General features: G+C 48.2%; 33 protein-coding genes. All 33 read right to left on the bottom strand.

All coding sequences use genetic code 11. The annotated features are described in order from the left end of the window. Positions 1 to 48 precede the first annotated feature (48 nt). The 33 genes from QVE43_RS10865 to rplC all read right to left on the bottom strand — a co-directional run bounded on the left by QVE43_RS10865 (position 49) and on the right by rplC (position 19802). Positions 49 to 912: an RNA polymerase sigma factor RpoD/SigA gene (locus QVE43_RS10865; RefSeq protein WP_288007076.1), complete on the bottom strand. Its 864-nt coding sequence runs from the start codon at positions 910 to 912 to the stop codon at positions 49 to 51. A 209-nt stretch (positions 913 to 1121) separates the two neighbouring features. Further along, positions 1122 to 3308, bottom strand: coding sequence for a polyribonucleotide nucleotidyltransferase (pnp, locus tag QVE43_RS10860; RefSeq protein ID WP_288007074.1), 2187 nt, complete (start codon positions 3306 to 3308; stop codon positions 1122 to 1124). 140 nt (positions 3309 to 3448) lie between these two features. Further along, on the bottom strand, positions 3449 to 3718 hold the full coding sequence (gene rpsO, locus QVE43_RS10855) for a 30S ribosomal protein S15 (RefSeq protein ID WP_288007072.1): 270 nt from the start codon (positions 3716 to 3718) through the stop codon (positions 3449 to 3451). Positions 3719 to 3860: 142 nt separating this feature from the next. Continuing rightward, positions 3861 to 4982 (bottom strand): glutamine-hydrolyzing carbamoyl-phosphate synthase small subunit, encoded by a 1122-nt coding sequence (gene carA / locus QVE43_RS10850; RefSeq protein WP_288007070.1) that lies wholly within the window; start codon positions 4980 to 4982, stop codon positions 3861 to 3863. Positions 4983 to 5117: 135 nt separating this feature from the next. Continuing rightward, on the bottom strand, positions 5118 to 5642 hold the full coding sequence (rplQ, locus tag QVE43_RS10845; RefSeq protein WP_288007068.1) for a 50S ribosomal protein L17: 525 nt from the start codon (positions 5640 to 5642) through the stop codon (positions 5118 to 5120). A gap of 34 nt (positions 5643 to 5676) precedes the next feature. After that, entirely contained in the window at positions 5677 to 6666 is a 990-nt protein-coding gene (locus QVE43_RS10840; RefSeq protein WP_288007066.1) for a DNA-directed RNA polymerase subunit alpha, read from the bottom strand. A 178-nt stretch (positions 6667 to 6844) separates the two neighbouring features. Beyond that, on the bottom strand, positions 6845 to 7450 hold the full coding sequence (gene rpsD / locus QVE43_RS10835) for a 30S ribosomal protein S4 (RefSeq protein ID WP_288007064.1): 606 nt from the start codon (positions 7448 to 7450) through the stop codon (positions 6845 to 6847). A 15-nt stretch (positions 7451 to 7465) separates the two neighbouring features. Next, positions 7466 to 7846, bottom strand: coding sequence for a 30S ribosomal protein S11 (gene rpsK, locus QVE43_RS10830; RefSeq protein ID WP_288007062.1), 381 nt, complete (start codon positions 7844 to 7846; stop codon positions 7466 to 7468). Between the two features lie 38 nt (positions 7847 to 7884). Further along, a complete protein-coding gene (rpsM, locus tag QVE43_RS10825) occupies positions 7885 to 8262 on the bottom strand; it encodes a 30S ribosomal protein S13 (protein ID WP_288007060.1) in 378 nt (125 codons plus the stop codon). A gap of 3 nt (positions 8263 to 8265) precedes the next feature. Continuing rightward, positions 8266 to 8382 (bottom strand): type B 50S ribosomal protein L36, encoded by a 117-nt coding sequence (ykgO, locus tag QVE43_RS10820; protein ID WP_038030098.1) that lies wholly within the window; start codon positions 8380 to 8382, stop codon positions 8266 to 8268. Positions 8383 to 8401: 19 nt separating this feature from the next. Beyond that, positions 8402 to 8623 (bottom strand): translation initiation factor IF-1, encoded by a 222-nt coding sequence (infA, locus tag QVE43_RS10815; RefSeq protein WP_288007058.1) that lies wholly within the window; start codon positions 8621 to 8623, stop codon positions 8402 to 8404. Further along, a complete protein-coding gene (gene map / locus QVE43_RS10810) occupies positions 8601 to 9398 on the bottom strand; it encodes a type I methionyl aminopeptidase (RefSeq protein ID WP_288007056.1) in 798 nt (265 codons plus the stop codon). Before map ends, infA begins: the two co-directional genes overlap by 23 nt. Positions 9399 to 9402: 4 nt before the next feature. Continuing rightward, on the bottom strand, positions 9403 to 10728 hold the full coding sequence (gene secY, locus QVE43_RS10805) for a preprotein translocase subunit SecY (protein ID WP_288007054.1): 1326 nt from the start codon (positions 10726 to 10728) through the stop codon (positions 9403 to 9405). Between the two features lie 2 nt (positions 10729 to 10730). Beyond that, positions 10731 to 11183 carry a 50S ribosomal protein L15 gene (gene rplO / locus QVE43_RS10800; RefSeq protein ID WP_288007052.1) on the bottom strand — a complete coding sequence of 151 codons (453 nt, stop codon included), beginning with the start codon at positions 11181 to 11183 and terminating at the stop codon, positions 10731 to 10733. A gap of 45 nt (positions 11184 to 11228) precedes the next feature. Beyond that, on the bottom strand, positions 11229 to 11411 hold the full coding sequence (rpmD, locus tag QVE43_RS10795) for a 50S ribosomal protein L30 (protein ID WP_288007050.1): 183 nt from the start codon (positions 11409 to 11411) through the stop codon (positions 11229 to 11231). Positions 11412 to 11416: 5 nt separating this feature from the next. Then, positions 11417 to 11929 carry a 30S ribosomal protein S5 gene (gene rpsE / locus QVE43_RS10790; RefSeq protein ID WP_038030108.1) on the bottom strand — a complete coding sequence of 171 codons (513 nt, stop codon included), beginning with the start codon at positions 11927 to 11929 and terminating at the stop codon, positions 11417 to 11419. A 22-nt stretch (positions 11930 to 11951) separates the two neighbouring features. Further along, the gene (gene rplR, locus QVE43_RS10785) at positions 11952 to 12311 is read right to left on the bottom strand and encodes a 50S ribosomal protein L18 (protein WP_288007048.1); all 360 of its coding nucleotides are present in this window, start codon (positions 12309 to 12311) and stop codon (positions 11952 to 11954) included. Between the two features lie 5 nt (positions 12312 to 12316). Continuing rightward, the gene (rplF, locus tag QVE43_RS10780; protein ID WP_288007046.1) at positions 12317 to 12874 is read right to left on the bottom strand and encodes a 50S ribosomal protein L6; all 558 of its coding nucleotides are present in this window, start codon (positions 12872 to 12874) and stop codon (positions 12317 to 12319) included. Between the two features lie 21 nt (positions 12875 to 12895). Then, positions 12896 to 13294, bottom strand: coding sequence for a 30S ribosomal protein S8 (gene rpsH, locus QVE43_RS10775; protein ID WP_288007044.1), 399 nt, complete (start codon positions 13292 to 13294; stop codon positions 12896 to 12898). An 80-nt stretch (positions 13295 to 13374) separates the two neighbouring features. After that, positions 13375 to 13644: a 30S ribosomal protein S14 gene (rpsN, locus tag QVE43_RS10770; RefSeq protein ID WP_288007042.1), complete on the bottom strand. Its 270-nt coding sequence runs from the start codon at positions 13642 to 13644 to the stop codon at positions 13375 to 13377. Positions 13645 to 13652: 8 nt separating this feature from the next. Then, positions 13653 to 14228: a 50S ribosomal protein L5 gene (rplE, locus tag QVE43_RS10765; RefSeq protein WP_288007040.1), complete on the bottom strand. Its 576-nt coding sequence runs from the start codon at positions 14226 to 14228 to the stop codon at positions 13653 to 13655. Position 14229: 1 nt separating this feature from the next. Continuing rightward, positions 14230 to 14571, bottom strand: a complete 342-nt coding sequence (rplX, locus tag QVE43_RS10760; RefSeq protein ID WP_288007038.1) for a 50S ribosomal protein L24 — start codon at positions 14569 to 14571, stop codon at positions 14230 to 14232. Positions 14572 to 14573: 2 nt separating this feature from the next. After that, positions 14574 to 14942 (bottom strand): 50S ribosomal protein L14, encoded by a 369-nt coding sequence (rplN, locus tag QVE43_RS10755; protein ID WP_038030116.1) that lies wholly within the window; start codon positions 14940 to 14942, stop codon positions 14574 to 14576. Positions 14943 to 14944: 2 nt separating this feature from the next. Continuing rightward, positions 14945 to 15214: a 30S ribosomal protein S17 gene (gene rpsQ, locus QVE43_RS10750; protein ID WP_038030119.1), complete on the bottom strand. Its 270-nt coding sequence runs from the start codon at positions 15212 to 15214 to the stop codon at positions 14945 to 14947. A gap of 5 nt (positions 15215 to 15219) precedes the next feature. After that, positions 15220 to 15432, bottom strand: a complete 213-nt coding sequence (rpmC, locus tag QVE43_RS10745) for a 50S ribosomal protein L29 (protein ID WP_288007035.1) — start codon at positions 15430 to 15432, stop codon at positions 15220 to 15222. Between the two features lie 20 nt (positions 15433 to 15452). Next, positions 15453 to 15872, bottom strand: a complete 420-nt coding sequence (gene rplP / locus QVE43_RS10740) for a 50S ribosomal protein L16 (RefSeq protein ID WP_288007033.1) — start codon at positions 15870 to 15872, stop codon at positions 15453 to 15455. A 33-nt stretch (positions 15873 to 15905) separates the two neighbouring features. After that, positions 15906 to 16640, bottom strand: a complete 735-nt coding sequence (gene rpsC, locus QVE43_RS10735; RefSeq protein WP_288007031.1) for a 30S ribosomal protein S3 — start codon at positions 16638 to 16640, stop codon at positions 15906 to 15908. Between the two features lie 3 nt (positions 16641 to 16643). Continuing rightward, positions 16644 to 17036, bottom strand: a complete 393-nt coding sequence (rplV, locus tag QVE43_RS10730; RefSeq protein ID WP_038030128.1) for a 50S ribosomal protein L22 — start codon at positions 17034 to 17036, stop codon at positions 16644 to 16646. 43 nt (positions 17037 to 17079) lie between these two features. Then, positions 17080 to 17358: a 30S ribosomal protein S19 gene (rpsS, locus tag QVE43_RS10725; protein WP_038030130.1), complete on the bottom strand. Its 279-nt coding sequence runs from the start codon at positions 17356 to 17358 to the stop codon at positions 17080 to 17082. Between the two features lie 11 nt (positions 17359 to 17369). Continuing rightward, on the bottom strand, positions 17370 to 18194 hold the full coding sequence (rplB, locus tag QVE43_RS10720) for a 50S ribosomal protein L2 (protein WP_038030132.1): 825 nt from the start codon (positions 18192 to 18194) through the stop codon (positions 17370 to 17372). Positions 18195 to 18241: 47 nt separating this feature from the next. Continuing rightward, the gene (rplW, locus tag QVE43_RS10715) at positions 18242 to 18538 is read right to left on the bottom strand and encodes a 50S ribosomal protein L23 (protein WP_038030134.1); all 297 of its coding nucleotides are present in this window, start codon (positions 18536 to 18538) and stop codon (positions 18242 to 18244) included. Positions 18539 to 18637: 99 nt separating this feature from the next. After that, complete coding sequence (gene rplD, locus QVE43_RS10710; RefSeq protein ID WP_374758351.1) at positions 18638 to 19177, bottom strand: 50S ribosomal protein L4; 540 nt, start codon at positions 19175 to 19177, stop codon at positions 18638 to 18640. A gap of 4 nt (positions 19178 to 19181) precedes the next feature. Beyond that, positions 19182 to 19802: a 50S ribosomal protein L3 gene (gene rplC, locus QVE43_RS10705; protein WP_038030138.1), complete on the bottom strand. Its 621-nt coding sequence runs from the start codon at positions 19800 to 19802 to the stop codon at positions 19182 to 19184. Between the last annotated feature and the right edge of the window lie 100 nt (positions 19803 to 19902).

Here is a 19902-nt window from a genome sequence, read left to right as displayed (position 1 = left end):
ATGACACTGCAAGAAGCAGTGCCATTGTTCCGGGTTAAAAAGGAGGAATTAACCTAAATAGGGTTTCAGCGCTTTGCTGCGCGAAGCGTGACGCAAACGGCGAATGGCTTTTTCCTTGATTTGGCGCACACGCTCACGCGTCAGGTTAAAGCGTTCGCCTATTTCTTCAAGTGTCAACGGATGTTCACCGTTCAAACCGAAATATAAGGTAATTACGTCTGCTTCACGTTCGGAAAGTGTAGAGAGGGCACGCTGTATTTCGCGGCGCAACGACTCGTTGACCAAACCGGTATCGGGCGACTCTTCCGAATCGTTTTCCAATACATCGAGCAGGCTGTTCTCTTCGCCTTGCACAAAAGGCGCATCTACCGATACGTGACGCCCCGATATTTTCAAGGTATCGATCACTTCATCGGGCGATACATCCAACTCTTCTGCCAACTCCTCGGGCGAGGGCTCACGCTCGTAGCGCTGCTCCAGCTCTGAATAGGTCTTTGAAATTTTGTTGAGAGAACCCACACGGTTCAAAGGCAGGCGCACAATACGTGACTGCTCTGCCAAAGCTTGCAAGATGGATTGGCGAATCCACCATACAGCGTAAGAGATGAATTTAAAACCACGGGTTTCATCGAAGCGCTGTGCCGCCTTGATCAAGCCCAAGTTACCCTCGTTGATGAGGTCACCCAAGGAAAGCCCTTGGTTTTGATACTGCTTTGCCACCGACACTACGAAACGCAGGTTCGCCTTGGTGAGTTTTTCCAGTGCCACCTGGTCACCCTCACGAATACGCTTAGCAAGCTCTACTTCTTCTTCAGGTGTGAGAAGGTCCACCTTCCCAATTTCCTGCAAGTACTTGTCTAATGACTGACTTTCACGATTGGTAATCTGCTTGCTAATTTTCAGCTGTCTCATCCGGCTTTTTATTTTAGTTATTGATTGAGTTTCAATGGTATGAAGACCATAAAGCAAACGAAAACAAGGCTTTAAGAGTTCAAAAAATGAAGCTCAAAAGCCTTGTCGAGAGAATGTTCGCTTATTTGACTAAATACATATGTTTTCCTGCCATTGCTTTAGTAGAACGCAACTCACTATCAGAAAGTTCTGCTTTCAAAGCTGTTTTTTTATGAGCGGCGTCCTCCGGAGCGACGGTTGTTGTTGTTTTTATTCTTGGGACGCTCTTTGTAGCCCTCGGGCTTCGGCAGCAAAACCTTGCGCGACAGACGGTATTTGCCCGTACGTTCATCTACTTCGATAAGCTGCACCATCACCTCCTCACCGGGTTCAATTACGTCCTCTATGTTTTCTACACGCTCCCATTTGATTTCAGAGATGTGCAACAAACCTTGCTTTCCGGGCATAAACTCCACTACCGCACCAAAGGGCAATACTTCTTTGACCACACCGGTGTAGGTCTCGCCTACTTCGGGCACGGCAATGATATTGCGCACGGCTTCAATGGCTGCATCCATTGCTTCTTTGTCGGAAGCAAAGATGTTGACCACACCAAATTCGCCTTTATCTTCCAGCACTACGGTAGCACCGGTATTGCGCTGAATTTCTTGCACCACTTTTCCGCCGGGTCCAATCACGGCGCCAATCATGTCCCGATCAATGGTAAGGGTAGCTACACGCGGGGCATGCGGCTTCAATTCGGGGCGGGGCTCGCTGATAACCTCATTCATGATGCTCAATATATGCAAGCGCCCTTCTTTTGCTTGGTGCAAAGCTTTGCGCAATACTTCAAAGTCAAGGCTTTTCACTTTAATATCCATCTGCACGGCTGTGATACCGGCAGAAGTACCGGCTACTTTAAAGTCCATGTCGCCCAAGTGGTCTTCATCGCCCAGGATATCGGAGAGCACCACATAGCGGCCGGTTTCTTCGTCAGAAATCATGCCCATGGCAATGCCCGAGACTGCAGCACGCACGGGCACCCCGGCATCCATCAAAGCCAAAGAGCCGGCGCAAACCGTAGCCATAGAGGAAGAGCCATTGGACTCTAAAATATCGGATACCACACGCACTACATAGGGATATTCTTCTTCATCGGGCATCACGGCTTTCAGAGCACGTTGCGCCAGGTTGCCATGCCCTATTTCGCGCCGGCTGGGACCACGGTTGGGTTTGATTTCACCGGTTGAGAAAGCGGGGAAGTTGTAGTGCAACATGAATTTATCCACACCGGTAATGATGGCGCCGTCGATGATTTTTTCATCCAGCTTATTGCCCAGTGTAACGGTAGTCAACGACTGCGTCTCACCACGGGTAAACACTGCCGAACCGTGCACCGCAGGCAAATAATCCACTTCGCACCAGATGGGGCGAATGTCGGTAGGTTTGCGGCCATCCAAGCGTATGCCTTCATCCAAAGCAAGGTTCCGGCAAGCCATACGCTGCATTTCATCGAAGTATTTGCTTGCGAGGTTTACATCCACGGTAGTGTCTTCGGGAAGGCTGTTGAGGTATTCTTCTTTGATGGCTTTAAATGCCTCTTTACGCTCATGTTTATTTTGAATGGCGCTTTTGGCTACTGCATACATGCGCTCATAGTAGGCATCCCATAGTTGCTTGCGCAGCTCCTCGTCTCCTGCCGGAGGTGTAAAGGGGCGTTTTTCCTCCTTGCCTGCTTTCTTGGTCAGCTCATTCAGGCCGGCACACAAGTTCTTTATTTCCTCATGGGCAAAAGCCAAAGCTTCGAGCAGTTCGTCCTCACTCACTTCGCTCATTTCGCCTTCCACCATCACGATACTTTCGGCCGAGCCCCCCACGATGATATCCAGCGTAGCACGCTCTAAGTCAGAAGCCAAGGGGTTTACTTGCAGTTGGCCGTCAATTTTTGCCACACGCACTTCGGCAATGGGTCCATTGAAAGGAATGTCAGAAACAGCCAAAGCAGCACCGGCAGCCAAGCCGGCCAAGGCATCGGGCAGAATTTCAGTATCTGCCGAAATCAAGTAAATATTGATTTGTGTTTCTGCCAGGTATCCTTCGGGGAACATGGGGCGCAAGGCGCGGTCCACCAGCCGGCTAATGAGCACTTCGTAATCGGACAGGCGCCCTTCTCTTTTAAGAAAACCACCGGGAATGCGTCCGGCAGCTGCAAATTTTTCTTGATAGTCAACAGAGAGGGGGAAAAAGGCAGCGTCTTCTTTAATTTCTTTGGCAGAGACAACCGTAGCCAGCAGCATGGTTTTGCCCATGCGCACTACTGCGGCTCCGTCGGCTTGGCGAGCCAGCTTGCCGGTTTCAATGGTTATTTCTCGTCCGTCGCGTAAGGTAATAGTATGGACGACAGCTTGATTCATCATAGTTCTTTAATTCTTTTAATCTTTCATTGTTGAAATGCACTGCAACAAAGCAGAGGGTATTCGTTTGAACAGGTGCATAAGATATGAAAAATCAAGGGAATTCACATGGAATTCCCTTGATTAAATGACTGTTTTGTAGCTTACTTACGAATACCTAATTCTGCAATCAGGCTACGGTAACGCTCTAAGTCCTTCTTTTTCAAATAGTCAAGCAGGCGCTTACGCTGACCTACCATACGAAGCAACCCCAAACGAGTAGAAAAGTCCTTCTTGTGGATTTTCAAGTGTTCAGTCAAGTGGTTGATCCGGTAAGTTAATAAAGCGATTTGCGCTTCGGGAGAACCGGTGTCGTTCTTCCCTTTGCCATACTTTTCAAATAATTCTTGCTTCTTTTCGCTCGTCAAGTACATGCTTTTATCAATTTTAATTGATATACCCTCTGTTTTAAACAGAATGCAATATTAAGACTTTTTATTTGAATATCAAATTTGTAGCTATGCTTTTTTGCGAAGTGGGCAAGCAAGCCTTCCTTCGCCTCACGAGCAAGGTGTCTTATGAGGCATACAAAACGCCATTTTTTATCAGGTTCATAAACTCATCGAAGAGATAGGTGGCATCATGCGGACCGGGCGAGGCTTCGGGGTGGTACTGCACGGAGAAGGCAGGGCAGTCCTTGCGGCGAATGCCTTCTATGCTGCCGTCATTCAGGTTGACATGCGTAATTTCCACTATTTTGCTTTTCTCTATATCCTCACGATTGACGCCAAAGCCATGATTTTGGGAGGTCACTTCACAGCGCCCGGTCATCAGATTTTTCACGGGGTGGTTAAGCCCTCTGTGTCCATTGTGCATTTTGTGGGTGCCTATACCGCTGGCCAAAGCCAAGATTTGATGCCCCAAGCAAATGCCGAAAAGAGGTTTGCCCGTTTCAAGCATCTTTTGCACAGTAGCCACTGCATAAGGCATGGCCGCAGGGTCGCCGGGTCCATTGGAGATGAAATAGGCATCGGGGTGCCAGGCTTCTATTTCTTCAAAAGATGTTTTGGCAGGAAACACCTGCACTACTGCCCCTCTTTTTTCTAAATGCCGCAGTATGTTGCGTTTTACGCCCAAGTCCAAGGCTGCTATCTTGGGACCTGTATTTCCTTCGCCTACAAAGTAAGGGCTTGGAGTGGTTACCTTGGAAGACAATTCCAAGCCTTTCATGGAAGGTGTTTCGGCAAGGTATTGCTTTAGCTTTTCTATGTCGAACTCTTCGGATGAAATGATGGCATTCATGGCACCTTTATGGCGTATGTGTGTAACCAGCGCACGGGTATCTACGCCGGCAATGGCTACCACACCATGTTTTTCGAGGTATTCCTGCAAGCCGGCATCTGCCAATTTGCGCGAATAGAACTCGGAAAAGGCATTGCACACCATGCCGCTGATTTGTGGTGCGGCCGATTCCTCGTCTTCGGCAATCACTCCATAGTTACCGATATGAGCCGTTGTATTTACAATGATTTGCCCGTAGTAAGAGGGGTCCGTATAAATCTCTTGATAGCCGGTCATGCCGGTATTGAAGCATATCTCTCCGGTGGTAGTGCCTATTTTGCCTACGGCATAGCCACGCCACAGGGTTCCATCTTCAAGAAGCAGAATAGCCGGGTGCTCAAGCGCTCTGTTTTTCATTGTTGAATGGGAGTTTGGAAATTGAAAAAAGCGGTGAATACAAAAAGGGTATAAAAAAAAGGAATAGCAAATGCTATTCCTTCGCTTAGATGCAATTTCTTGCCTCTATGCTGAGTATGAAAAAAGAAGGTGTTTTTATTCTTCTTCTGAGCTTGCCTCATTGTTGCCGGCGGCTTCTTCTTTTGTTTCTTTGGTTTCTACCTCGGCAGCTGCTTCGGTCGTTTTTTTGCTTTTACGACGCGTGCGTTTCTTCTTGGCAGTGCTCTCTTGCAAGAGGGTTTCGTTGAAGTCAACCAGCTCAATCAGGCACATTTCAGCGGCGTCGCCATAGCGCTGCCCCAGTTTAATGATGCGGGTATATCCGCCGGGACGATCGCCTACTTTTTCGGCTACGGTGCTAAAGAGCTCTTTCACACCTTCCTTGTTGCGCAGGTAAGAGAACACCACACGGCGGTTGTGTGTTGATTTTTCGATGGTGGTGTTGTTTTCTGCCTTAGCGCGGGTAATCAACGGCTCTACATATTTTTTCAAAGCCTTGGCTTTGGCTACGGTCGTCTTGATACGCTTATGTAAGATGAGCGAAGTAGCCATGTTTGCCAACATCGCTTTGCGATGCGAAGCAGTCCGCCCCAAATGATTTACTTTTTTTCCGTGTCTCATTGCTTTTCGGTTTAAAGTATTGCCTCACGGCAAATTAGTCTTCGTCTAATCGATATTTAGATACATCCATACCAAAGGTAAGCCCCTTAGAAGAGATAAGCTCTTCAATTTCGGTCAATGATTTTTTACCGAAATTGCGGAATTTCATCATATCGGAAATTTCGAGGCGCACCAGGTCTCCGAGGGTTTTGATGTTTGCCGAGCGGAGACAGTTGTAGGCTCGCACCGAGAGGTCGAGCTCAGAAAGCGGGGTTTTGAGCAGTTTGCGCATGCGCAATACTTCCTCATCCACCACGGCGGTTTCTTCTTCTTGTACCGCCTCGAAGGTCATGGTTTGATCAGAGAAGAGCATGAAGTGTTGAATCAAGATATGGGCAGCCCCCTTCAAAGCTTCCTCGGGATGGATGGAACCGTCGGTTTCCACTTCCAGCAAAAGCTTCTCGTAGTCTGTTTTTTGTTCCACACGGGTGTTTTCCACCTGATATTTCACATTGCGTATGGGGGTAAAGATAGAATCCACAGCAATGTAATCCACCGAGCGATCACCCAAGTCATGCTCTTCGGCGGGCACATAACCGCGCCCTTTGGTAATGATGAGGTCAACGGTCAGCTCTTTGCCGGGGTCGAGCTCACAAATAATCAAATCAGGATTCAATACCTGGAAGTTGGAAGATACCTCGGTAATGTCGCCGGCTTTAAAAGCTTCTTTGCCTTTGATTTTAACGGTTACGTGCTCTTCTGTTTCTTCACCGATGCGCTTAAAGCGTACTTTCTTGAGGTTCAACACAATGCCCACCATGTCTTGCACAACCCCTTCAATAGGAGAGAACTCATGAAGCACGCCGGGGATGCGCACCGCTTTGATGGCATAGCCCTCTAATGAAGAAAGGAGCACACGACGCAGTGCATTCCCAATCGTTACTCCATACCCGGGTTCGAGTGGTTTGAATTCGAAAAGGCCGACAAAGTCGTCGGATTTTTCAACCACTACTTTTTCGGGCATTTGAAAGGTTAAAATAGACATAACGTATGTGTTTTATTAGGGTTTACGCTGCCAAATAAACAGGTGCCCTTTCATCAAGGGCTTGGTCTTTTGCCACAAAGACAAAAGCGCACTGTTGACAATGCAAATATACAATATTTTGTGCTGCAAACCCATAAGCCGGAGCCTACGGGTTCTACAGCACAAAGAAAGGTTTTTATTACTTAGAGTACAATTCTACGATGAGCTGCTCTTGTATATTCTCGGGGATTTCCTCACGAGCCGGCAGGTTCATAAATTTACCGGTCATAGAGGCTTTGTCCCACTCGAGCCAGCTATAGCGCGATACGCTTGATTTGGCCAAGCTGTCGGTAATCAATTCCAAAGACTTGGATTTTTCGCGTACGGCTACTTGGTCTCCGGGGCGCAGCGTATAAGAAGGGATGTTCACCACTTCGCCATTCACCAAGATGTGTTTGTGCAATACCAACTGACGGGCAGCACGGCGCGAGGGGGCTATTCCCAAACGATACACCACGTTGTCCAAGCGTGCTTCCAACAATTGCAAGAGGATTTCACCGGTAACCCCTTGCCTGCGCGAAGCTTTCTCGAACAAGTTGCGGAACTGACGCTCGGTCAATCCGTAGATATATTTTGCTTTTTGCTTAGCAGCCAACTGTACGGCGTATTCCGACTGTTTGCGGCGACGGTTACGGCCGTGTTGTCCGGGAGGATAGTTCTTTTTTTGTACGTACTTGGCTGCGCCTAAGATAGCTTCACCGAATTTTCTTCCGATTTTAGCTCTGGGTCCTCTATATCTTGCCATAATTCTTTATCTGTTTTAGACTCTTCTACGTTTGGGGGGACGACAACCGTTGTGAGGAAGCGGAGTTACGTCTTTGATAGAAGTAACCTCGATACCGGAATTGTAGATGGTACGAATAGCCGCCTCACGGCCGGACCCCGGTCCTTTCACAAACACTTCTGCTTTGCGCATGCCAAGGTCGTACGCTTTTTTAGCACAGTCTGCAGCAGCCACTTGCGCGGCGTATGGGGTGTTCTTTTTTGATCCTTTGAATCCCATTTTTCCTGCAGACGCCCAGGTAATCACTTCCCCATTTTTGTTGGTGATGGTGATGATGATGTTGTTGAAGGTGGCTTGGATATGCACCTGCCCTTCAGCATCTACGTGTACTTTCTTCTTTGTATCTTTCTTAGCCATGATTCGTCGATTTAATAGCTACTGTCACTCAGCAGTTCTTACTTAGTAGCTTTCTTCTTGTTTGCTACGGTCTTACGTTTACCTTTACGAGTACGAGCATTGGTGCGGGTTCTTTGCCCACGCACAGGCAAGCCCTTACGATGGCGCAGCCCACGGTAGCAGCCGATGTCCATCAAGCGCTTGATGTTGAGCTGCACTTCCGATTTCAGCTCACCTTCTACCTTGTAGTTGCTCGTAATCTCGTTACGAATGGCTACAGACTCTTCGTCTGTCCAGTCCTTCACCTTTTTGGAGGGGTCCACGCCCACTTTTTCTAAGATTTTGAGGGCAGATGAGCGCCCAATCCCGTAGATATAAGTGAGCGCAATACGTCCTTGTTTGTTGTCGGGGATGTCAACACCTAAAATCCTTGCCATAGATTATCCTTGTCTTTGTTTGTACTTTGGATTCTTTTTGTTGATTACATATACGCGCCCTTTGCGGCGAACGATTTTGCAATCAGCACTACGTTTTTTTACCGAAGCTCTTACTTTCATAACTCGTTCGTTTAAGACCTTATGATTTGTAACGATATACGATTCTGCCCTTGGTCAGGTCATACGGCGACATTTCGAGTTTGACCTTATCGCCGGGCAGAATTTTAATATAGTTCATGCGCATTTTTCCGGAGATATGAGCAATCACTTCATGTCCGTTTTCCAACTGCACACGAAACATGGCGTTGGAAAGGGCTTCGGTGACTGTTCCGTCTAATTCAATGGATGGTTGTTTCGCCATGGTTTTGATTTATGATTTGTTCAATGTATTCAAAGGTAGTTAATGGCTCTGCATTTCCTTTTCTAACCACTACCGTATGCTCATAATGAGCCGAGGGTAAGCGGTCTGCCGTGCGGATGGTCCAGCCGTCACCTTCTTCCACAATGTGGTGTTTGCCCATATTCACCATGGGCTCGATGGCCAAGACCATGCCTTCTTTGAGCTTGATGCCTTTGCCTCGCTTGCCATAGTTGGGCACTTCCGGTTCTTCGTGCAAAGAGCGACCGATGCCATGTCCTACCAATTGACGCACTATAGAGAAGCCATGGGCTTGCGCATAGTGCTGAATGGCAAAGCCTATATCTCCAATGCGATTACCTTCGACAGCCTGTTCTATGCCTTTATAAAGGGCTTCTTTCGTTACTTGCAACAGGCGCCGGACTTCCTCGCTCACCTCGCCCACGGCATAAGTGTAGGCGCTGTCGCTATGGAAGCCATTTTTAAACACCCCGCAGTCGATGGACACGATATCGCCTTCTTTGAGGGTGTAGTTGCCCGGAATACCATGCACCACTTGTTCGTTTACAGAAATGCAAAGCGATGCAGGGAATCCGTTGTAATTTTTAAAGGAAGGGATAGCACCATGATCACGAATGAAGGCTTCGGCGATGGCGTCCAATTGCGCTGTAGTAACCCCGGGTTTCACATGCTTGGCTACTTCGGCATGTGCTTTAGCCAGGATTTGCGCGCTTTGACGCATCAACTCAATTTCCTCTTCTGTTTTCAAGTAAATCATAGTGCTATGCCACATCTATTGTGCCGCCGACCGGAGACGAAAGCTGTCCGGATTTCATCAGCGACTCATAACGTTTTTGAATCAAGTAAGCATCTACTTGCTGCACGGTATCGGCTACCACACCTACCATAATCAGCAGGGAGGTGCCACCATAGAACTGTGCAAAATCACTTGACACGCCAAAATACTGCACAATGGCAGGAATGATGGCCACAATAGCCAGGAAAATAGAGCCGGGCAAAGTGATTTTCGACAAGATGCTGTCAATATAATGAGCAGTTGGCTCGCCGGGTTTTACACCGGGAATGAAGCCACCGCTTCGTTTCAAGTCTTCTGCTATCTGACGCGGGTCGATAGTAATGGCTGTATAGAAAAAGGTAAAGAGAATGATAAGAATACCAAACACCAGGTTGTATTGCCAGGTGAAAGGATTCGAGAACATACCAATGGTAACAGCCAAATCACTATCAGGGCTTGCAAACAAGCCGGCAAGCATAGCAGGCAAGAACATCAACGACTGCGCGAAGATGATAGGCATCACACCGGCAGCGTTCAGGCGCAAGGGCAAGGTTTGACGACGCCCGCCCCACACCTTATTGCCTACGACTTGCTTGGCATATTGCACCGGCACATTGCGCACAGCCTGCGTGAGCATGACAATACCCATCACCACTAAAATCAAGGCAACGGCTTCCAGCAAAAGTTTCAACTCGCCCCCTACACCAACCAAAGAGGTTTCTATCTCTTGATAAATGGCTTGCGGGAAGCGGGAGATGATACCAATCATGATAAGCAGCGAAATGCCGTTTCCAATCCCTCTTTCTGTGATGCGCTCACCCAGCCACATACAGAAGATGGTGCCGGTGGTCAACAAAATAACAGAAGAGAAGGTAAAGAAAGAGCGGCTCACCACCAATGCATCGCTGTTGATGGTAGCCAAGAAGGCAAACGACTGCACCAAGGTGATGGCAATAGTCAGGAGGCGTGTGATGCGCGTCAGCTTTTTGCGTCCGGCTTCTCCTTCTTTGCGCTGCATCTTTTGGAACTCGGGCAGTGCCACTGTCAGCAACTGCACCACAATAGATGCGGAGATATAGGGCATGATGCCCAAGGCAAAGATGGAGGCACGCCCGAAAGCCCCACCCAAGAAAGTATCGAGCAAGCCCCGTATGTCATCAAAAGAAGACTGGAGCTTGGTGGGGTCTATCCCGGGTAGTACCACATAAGAACCTAAACGGAACACCATCAACAACACGATGGTGTTGATGATGCGCCGCTTAAGTTCCGGGATAGAGAATATATCCTTAAATGTATTGATAAGCTTCTTCATGATTATGATTCAATAAGCGTAGCTGTTCCACCCAAGTTTTCGATAGCGGCTTTTGCCGAAGCAGAGAAAGCATGTGCTGTCACATTCAGTTTGGCTTTCAGCTCGCCACGCCCCAAGATCTTCACCAAGTCTTTCTTGGAAGCCAAACCATGCTCTCTGAGTGTATTCACATCGATGGTGTCCAGGTTGTAGGTTTCAGCCAAGGTTTGCAGTGTGTCCAAGTTGATGGGCTTGTATTCTACACGGAAGGGGTTTTTGAAGCCAAACTTGGGCACACGGCGCTGAAGGGGCATTTGACCGCCTTCGAAGCTCAGTTTTTGCGAATATCCTGAACGTGACTGGTGTCCTTTATGACCACGTGTAGAGGTTCCACCACGTCCTGAGCCGGGACCACGCCCGATGCGCTTTCTTTTCTTAACGGCGCCTTTTGCAGGTTTTAGAGTATGTAATTTCATATTTTCTTCTGTTTAACTCGCTTTCGCTGAACGCTAAAAACGATATTAAGACAAATGTTCTACTTCAATTAAGTGAGCTACTTTACGAATCATTCCTTCAATGGCAGGGTTCAATTCGTGCTCAACAGTTTTGTTGATTTTACCCAACCCCAAAGCTGCTATGGTTTGGCGCTGCTTTTTGGGGTGGTTAATCAAGCTTCTTACTTGTTTGATTCTAACTCTTGCCATTTCTTTTATCCGTTAAATACTTTGTCTAAAGTTACGCCACGGTGCATAGCTACCACATGAGGTGCACGCAGCTTCAACAAGGCATCAAAAGTAGCCTTGATGGCGTTGTGGGGGTTGGTAGAGCCCAACGATTTAGCCAATACGTTGTGGATGCCGGCACTTTCAAGCACGGCACGCATAGCACCACCGGCAATGACTCCGGTACCGTCTGATGCGGGACGCAGCATCACGCGGCTGCCATCGTATTTACCATATACATCATGCGGGATGGTACCTTTAATCACAGGCACCTCGATGAGGTTTTTCTTGGCATCTTCAATGCCTTTGGTGATGGCATCGGTTACTTCCGAGGCTTTGCCCAAACCGTAACCCACAATGCCGTTTTCGTTACCCACTACTACGATAGCAGCAAAGCTGAAACGACGACCTCCTTTTACCACCTTGGCAACGCGTTTGATAGCCACCACGCGATGCTTCAGGTCATCGTTGCTTATACGTATAGTTTTTTTATTAGCCATTGTCCTTTCTATCTGTTTTAGGTTAGAATTCTAAACCTCCTTCACGCGCACCTTCAGCCAAGGCTTTCACACGCCCGTGGTACAGGTAGCCGTTGCGGTCAAAAACCACTTTTTTAATACCGTTGGCCACGGCACGCTCGGCTATCAACTTGCCCACTTGCTTTGCTACCTCTACGTTTAAGGAGTCGCTTTTGAGGTCATAAGAAGAGGCGGCTGCCAAAGTAACGCCTTGCTCATCGTTAATGATTTGTGCGTAGATGCGTCTGTTTGAACGGAATACACACAGGCGAGGGCGTTCGGCAGTACCACGGATGCGTTTGCGCAAGCCTCTCTTGATGCGCGCACGACGATCTATTTTCTTAAGTTGCTCTTTTGTAGCCATAATGATTATTTTTTAGCTGCAGTCTTACCTGCTTTTCTTCTGACATACTCACCCACGAAACGGATACCCTTTCCTTTGTAAGGCTCAGGCTTACGGAAGGAGCGTATTTTGGCTGCAATGTGCCCCAAAAGCTGTTTGTCGATACCTGTTAGGATCAGCTTAGGGTTTTGTCCTTTTTCGGCGGTCGCTTCTGCCTTTACCTCGGGAGGCAACACAAAGAAAATAGGATGTGAATACCCCAAAGCCAACTCTATTACGTTGCCGTTTACAGTGGCACGGTAACCCACCCCTACCAGTTCCATTTCTTTCTTGTATCCTTCGGTGACACCAATCACCATATTATTCAAAAGTGAGCGATACAAGCCATGGTAGGCACGCATCTGCTTTTCGTCGTTGGGGCGCTTGAGCACGATGGTGTTGTCCACCACCTCTACGGTGATGGCAGGGTTCACATGCTGCGACAGCTCTCCTTTGGGTCCCTTAATGGTGACTACGTTTTCAGGCGAAACGCTTACAGTCACCTTGTCAGGTATTACGATTGGTTTTTTGCCTATTCTTGACATCTTCTTTCTTTACATTTGAGATTAGTACACGTAGCAAAGCACTTCGCCACCTACATTGAGCTTGCGTGCTTCTTTGTCAGACATTACACCTTTCGAAGTAGAAAGGATGGCAATACCTAAGCCATTCAATACACGCGGCAGCTCCGATGCTTTGGCATACTTGCGCAAACCGGGCTTACTTACGCGTTTAATATCCACGATAGCCGGTTCTTTGGTCATCGGGTGGTACTTCAAGGCTATTTTAATGGTGCCTTGGGGAGTGCTATCATCGAATTTATAATTCAAGATATAGCCTTTATCGAAGAGCACCTTGGTGATTTCCTTCTTCAAGTTGGAAGCGGGTATCTCCACGATGCGGTGCCCTGCTCTTACCGCGTTACGAATACGCGTTAGGTAATCGGCAATTGGATCGGTATGCATATTGCTTGCTTTTTTCTCTTTTTTCAAAATTGGCTTGCAAATATATGAAATGCCATTGAAAAATCCAATAAATCATTGGATTACCAACTGGCTTTGGTTACTCCGGGTATTTTGCCTTCTGAAGCCAATTTGCGGAACATGTTACGGCAAAGGCCGAATTTGCGCATATATCCGCGGGGGCGCCCGGTAATAGAGCAACGGTTGTGTAAACGTACCGGTGAAGAGTTGCGGGGCAACTTGTCGAGTGCTTCCCAGTTGCCTTCTTCTTTCAGGCGCTTACGCTTTTCGGCGTAGCGGGCTACCAACTTTTCTCTTTTTCTTTCTCTGGCCTTAATGGATTCTTTTGCCATAATCTATTTTATTTTTTGTGAGCGTTTGCGAAAGGCATTCCTAATTCTTTGAGGAGCTCGTAAGCTTCTTCGTCGGTTTCGGCGGTGGTTACAAAGGTTACATCCATACCTGAGATTTTGTTCACCTTGTCGATGCTAATCTCAGGGAAGATGATTTGTTCTTTAACCCCCAAGGTGTAGTTGCCACGCCCGTCGAAACCGCGGTCGTTCACACCTTCGAAGTCACGCACACGGGGCAGCGCCACCATAATCAAACGCTCGAGGAACTCGTACATACGGTCGCCACGCAAGGTTACTTTGGCACCGATAGGCATGCCTTCGCGCAGTTTAAAGTTCGATACCGATTTTTTGGCAATGGTGGGTACTGCACGCTGCCCGGTAATCATGGTCAACTCTTCGATGCCTTGATCTATGAGTTTTTTATCGGCTACAGCGGCCCCAATCCCCTTGTTGATGACGATTTTCACCAAACGGGGAGCTTGCATCACTGACTTATAGTTGAATTTCTTCATCAGTGTGGGCACTACATGCTCTTTGTAGTGCTTCTTCAAGTTGGGCGTGTAATTTGCAACTTTATTTCCCATCTTAGTCTATGAATTCGTTAGTTTTCTTTGAATATCTTCTCAGCTTACCGTTTTCGTCACGACGACGACCTACGCGGGTAGGTTCCCCTGTTTTGGGGTCAATCAGCATTACATTGCTGATGTGGATGGGGGCTTCCACCTCAATGATGCCGCCTTGCGGGTTTTGCGCCGACGGCTTCACGTGTTTTTTCACGATATTGAGCCCTTCCACAATCACACGCTGCTCTTTACGGAGCACTTTTTTTACTACACCCGTTTTGCCACGCTCATCGCCGGCAATCACTTTTACCCGGTCGCCGGTTTTGATATTGAGCTTAGGTTGTTTATTATATTTTCTTTCCATAATTACAATACTTCAGGAGCCAATGAAACGATTTTCATGAATTGCTTTTCACGCAGTTCGCGTGCTACGGGTCCGAAGATACGGGTGCCGCGCATTTCTCCTTGGTTGTTGAGAAGCACTACGGCGTTGTCTTCGAAACGGATATAGGAGCCGTCTTTACGACGTACTTCTTTCTTGGTGCGCACAATCACCGCTCTGGATACCATTCCTTTTTTGGCGGTACCATTGGGGGTGGCTGACTTTACGGTGACCACGATTTGGTCGCCTACGGTAGCATATTTTTTTCCACTGCCACCCAATACACGAATGCACAGTACTTCTTTGGCACCGGTATTATCGGCTACTTTGAGTCTTGACTCTTGTCTTATCATGATTACTTAGCCTTTTCAATGATTTCAACTAATCTCCAGCGTTTTCTTTTGCTCAAAGGGCGGCATTCCATGATGCGCACGGTGTCACCAATGCCGCATTCGTTTTTCTCGTCGTGGGCCATGAATTTAGTGGTTTTGAGCATAAATTTACCGTAGATAGGGTGTTTTACTTTACGCTCAACGGCCACCACAATCGACTTATCCATTTTGTTGGATACGACTTTGCCCACACGTTCTTTGCGTCTATTTCTTACGACTTTTGTTGTTTCCATAGGTCTTATTCAGCTTTTGAAGGTGCGATGCCCAATTCGCGTGCACGCAGTTCGGTCAGGATGCGCGCGATGAGCTTTTTGGTTTCACGGATTCTCATAGGGTTCTCTATAGGCGAGATAGCATTGGCAAAGCGCAGTTTTTGCAGGTTGCGCTTTTCCTCTTTCAGCTTAGCTTGCAGCTCTTCTGTGCTCAATGCCCGTATTTCTTGCATTTTCATAGTACTTGTTCTTTTAGAAATTAACCTACATAATCACGGCGTACGACGAACTTGGTACGGATAGGCAGCTTCTGAGCTGCTAAGCGTAAGGCTTCTTGTGCCAATTCCGGTTTTACGCCATCAATTTCGAACAAGATAGTTCCGGCTTTCACAGGAGCTACCCAGTATTCGGGGTTCCCTTTCCCCTTACCCATACGCACCTCAGCGGGCTTCTTGGTGATGGGCTTATCGGGGAAGATGCGAATCCACACGCGACCTTCACGCTTCATGGCACGGGTCATGGCAATACGAGCCGCTTCGATTTGGCGGGCGGTAATCCACCCGGGCTCAAGTGCCTTGATGGCGAAGTCGCCGAAGGCGATATTGAAACCGCGCGTAGCGACTCCTTTGGTACGCCCTTTCTGCTGTTTTCTATATATGGTTCTCTTAGGCTGTAACATGATTCTTTCGTTTTAATTCGAGTAATCCGTCGCTTAGTTGTTGCGTTTTCTTCTACGAGGACGGCGCGCACGTCCGTCACCGGCTTTTCCTCCTCTTCTACGCTGCTTCTTGTCTTCGTCCAGGTTGTAGAAGTCGGGTTTTTCGTACACCTCGCCTTTGAATATCCATACTTTCACGCCAATGATACCGTAGGTAGTCAAAGCTTCGGCAAGGGCGTAGTCGATATCGGCACGGAGGGTATGCAAGGGCACGCGTCCATCTTTGTATTCTTCGCTGCGGGCCATTTCAGCACCACCCAAACGACCGGAGAGACGGATTTTGATACCTTCGGCACCCACACGCATGGCGGCTTCGATGGCCTGCTTCATGGCACGGCGGTAAGATACACGCGCACGCAGCTGCTGTGCGATGGATTCGGCCACCAGGCGGGCATCCAACTCGGGGCGTTTGATTTCGAAGATGTTGAGTTGGATTTCTTTACCGGTCAGTTTTTTCAGTTCTTCGCGCAGCTTATCTACTTCTGCACCTCCTTTACCGATGATAACACCGGGGCGGGCAGTATGGATAGTGATGGTTACACGCTTGAGCGTGCGCTCGATCACAATCTTCGAAATGCCACCTTTGGGCACACGCGCTTCGATGTATTGACGGATCTGATAGTCTTCGTATAATTTATCCTTGAAGTCGCGTTTATCGGCGTACCAGTTGGACTCCCAACCTTTTACGATACCGAGTCGTAAGCCTATTGGATTAACCTTTTGTCCCATGTTTTATGCTTCAGTTTCGTTGTTTACCTCTTCTGCAGGGCTGTCTTGGGCTTGTTCGCGTGCAGCCACTACAATAGTTACATGATTTGAACGCTTACGGATACGGTAAGCACGTCCTTGCGGAGCCGGTCTGAGACGCTTGAGGATGCGCCCGCCATCTACACGGATTTCTTTTACATACAGGCCGGCTTCTTCGATATCAGCCTCGGGGTATTTTTGTTCCCAGTTGGCGATGGCTGACAACAAGAGTTTTTCGAGTCTGCGTGCGGCATGCTTGGGGCTGTATTTGAGCACAGCCAAGGCATGAGTCACCTCCATTCCTCTGATGAGGTCAGCCACCAAACGCATCTTGCGAGGCGAGGAAGGTTCGTTTTTCAGTTTTGCGATTGCTTCCATAGTCAATTCTTTTCCGAGTAATAGGTAATGCTACTCGTTCGTTTTACTTTTTCTTTTTGTCTTTCTTGTCAGCGTGCCCTCTGAAGTTACGGGTAGGGGCAAATTCACCCAGCTTATGTCCTACCATTTGTTCGGTGACATAAACAGGGATGTGTTTGTTTCCGTTATGCACGGCGAAGGTATGTCCAATAAACTCGGGGGAGATGGTAGAACGACGCGACCAGGTTTTGATAACGGTTTTCTTCCCCGATGCATTTATTTTTTCAATCTTTTTCAAAAGACGAAAATCAACGTATGGTCCTTTTTTTAGAGAACGTGCCATAGGTACTTAGCTTATTTTTTTCTTCTACTGATGATTAGGCGGCTTGAAGCCTTCTTCGGATTGCGGGTTTTCTTACCTTTCGCATACAAGCCGGTGCGAGAGCGCGGATGTCCACCGGAAGCACGCCCTTCACCACCACCCATTGGGTGATCGATGGGGTTCATAGCCACACCACGGGTGCGCGGACGGCGTCCCAACCAGCGAGAGCGGCCTGCTTTACCCAGTGTTACGTTCATATGGTCGGGGTTGGATACAGCCCCTACGGTAGCCATGCAGGCAGCCAAGACCATGCGCATTTCACCGGAAGGCAGCTTCAAAGTGGCATATTTGCCTTCTTTTGCCACCAGCTGAGCATAAGTACCGGCACTACGTGCCATGACGCCACCTTTGCCGGGTTTCAGTTCGATGTTGTGCACGATGGTACCCAGCGGTATGTTTTTCAAAGGCAAAGCATTGCCTACTTCGGGGGCTACATTTTCACCTGCCACGATGGTTTGGCCTACTTGCAGCCCTTGGGGGGCAATGATGTAGCGCTTTTCGCCATCTTTATACACCACCAATGCAATGCGTGCACTGCGGTTGGGGTCGTATTCGATGGTTTTCACCGTAGCGGGGATATCCCATTTGTCGCGCTTGAAGTCGATGACACGATACATGCGCTTATGACCACCACCGATATAACGGGCACTGCGGCGGCCTTGGTTGTTACGGCCACCGGTTTTCTTCAAGGGCTTGATCAAGCTCTTTTCCGGGGTGTCGGTGGTGATATCGTCGAAGACAGGCGCAATACGGTGGCGCTGTCCGGGAGTTATCGGTTTTAATTTTTTTACTGCCATTGTTTCTTCTTTATCAGTGAAGCACTATAGGTTTTCTACAGGCTGTGTTATACTTCGTAGATGTCGATAAAATCACCTTCTGCCACTTGCACCAGCGCTTTCTTGAAAGCAGGCGTGCGGCCTGTCAATACTTGCGATTTGGTGTAGCGAGTTTTCAATTTACCTTGATAACGCAGGGTGCGCACCGACTTCACGGTCACGCCGTACATTGCTTCTACGGCTTTTTTGATTTCCACCTTGTTGGCTTTATCGCTGACGATGAAGGTGTACACACCTTTTTCGTGCAGCTCGGTAGCCTTTTCAGAGAGGTGGGGTCTTATGATAATATCAGTTAGCTCTTTCATGACTCATCTTAGGCATTTAAGGTGTTCTCGATTTTTTCGATGGCGCCTTCGCAAATCACCAGCTTCTCGGCATTCAAGATGGCATAGGTGTTGACTTGCTCAGCGGGCAACACTTGTGCTTTGGGCAGGTTGCGAGCAGAGAGGTAAACCACCTTGTCCAAACCGGGCAGCACCACCAACGTCTTGCTGTTGTCCAAGCCCAACTTTTGCAAGATGGCCAAGAACTGCTTGGTTTTGGGCTGCTCGAACTGAATGTTTTCCAAGCACGACGATGTTGCCCTCTTGTGCCTTGTAAGCCAACGCAGACTTACGCGCCAAGCGAGTTTCTTTTTTGTTCAGCTTGAAGCCATAGTCACGCGGTCTGGGACCGAACACGCGGCCACCACCGCGCAACAAAGGCGACTTGATATCGCCAATACGGGCAAAACCGGTGCCCTTTTGTCTTCTCAGCTTGCGGGTAGAACCGGCGATTTCGTTGCGTTCTTTGGCTTTGTGAGTACCTTGGCGTTGGTTTGCCAAGTAACGTTTTACATCCAAGTAGATGAGGTGGTCGTTGGGTTGAATACCGAAGACCTCATCAGACAGGGTCACTTTGCGCCCTGTGTCTTCCCCATTGATATTGTATACTGTTAACTCCATGATGTTACTTCTCTAATATGACAAACGAATTTTTAGCACCGGGTACAGACCCACTCACCAGGATGAGGTTTTTCTCAGGGTAGATTTTCAAGACGCGCAGGTTTTGGATGGTCACGCGGTCGTTACCTGTGCGGCCGGCCATGCGTTTCCCTTTGAATACACGAGAAGGGAACGAAGAAGCACCGATAGAACCGGGAGCACGCACGCGGTTGTGCTGACCGTGAGTAGTTTCACCCACACCGGCAAAGCCATGGCGTTTTACAACCCCTTGGAAGCCTTTACCCTTAGAAGTACCTACTACGTCCACGTACTCGCCTTCCTCGAAGACGTCTTCGACACGTACTACATCACCCAACTTAAACTCTTTTTCGAACTCCTTGAACTCAACGAGTTTCATTTTGGGGGTAGTACCTGCTTTTTGAAAATGACCCAATAAAGGCTTGGGGGTATTTTTCTCTTTGCGCTCCCCAAAACCCAGCTGAACGGCTTCATAGCCGTCCTTCTCGATAGTCTTCACTTGCGTTACCACGCAAGGACCAGCTTCTATCACTGTGCATGGGATTACCTCCCCATTGGCACCGTAGATGCTAGTCATGCCGATTTTTTTTCCAATAATTCCTGGCATCTGTTTGGTTTTTATACAACATAGTTAAGGCTTGCACGCACTCCGTGCAAACGAGGTGCAAATTTAGACATTTTTTTCATCTTTGCAAACCCTTTTTGCG

The sequence above is a fragment of the Thermonema sp. genome (genome assembly GCF_026003375.1).
Lineage (GTDB): Bacteria > Bacteroidota > Bacteroidia > Cytophagales > Thermonemataceae > Thermonema > Thermonema rossianum.
Note: the sequence above shows the minus strand (reverse complement) of the source record. Positions and strands in the feature narration are given on the sequence as shown.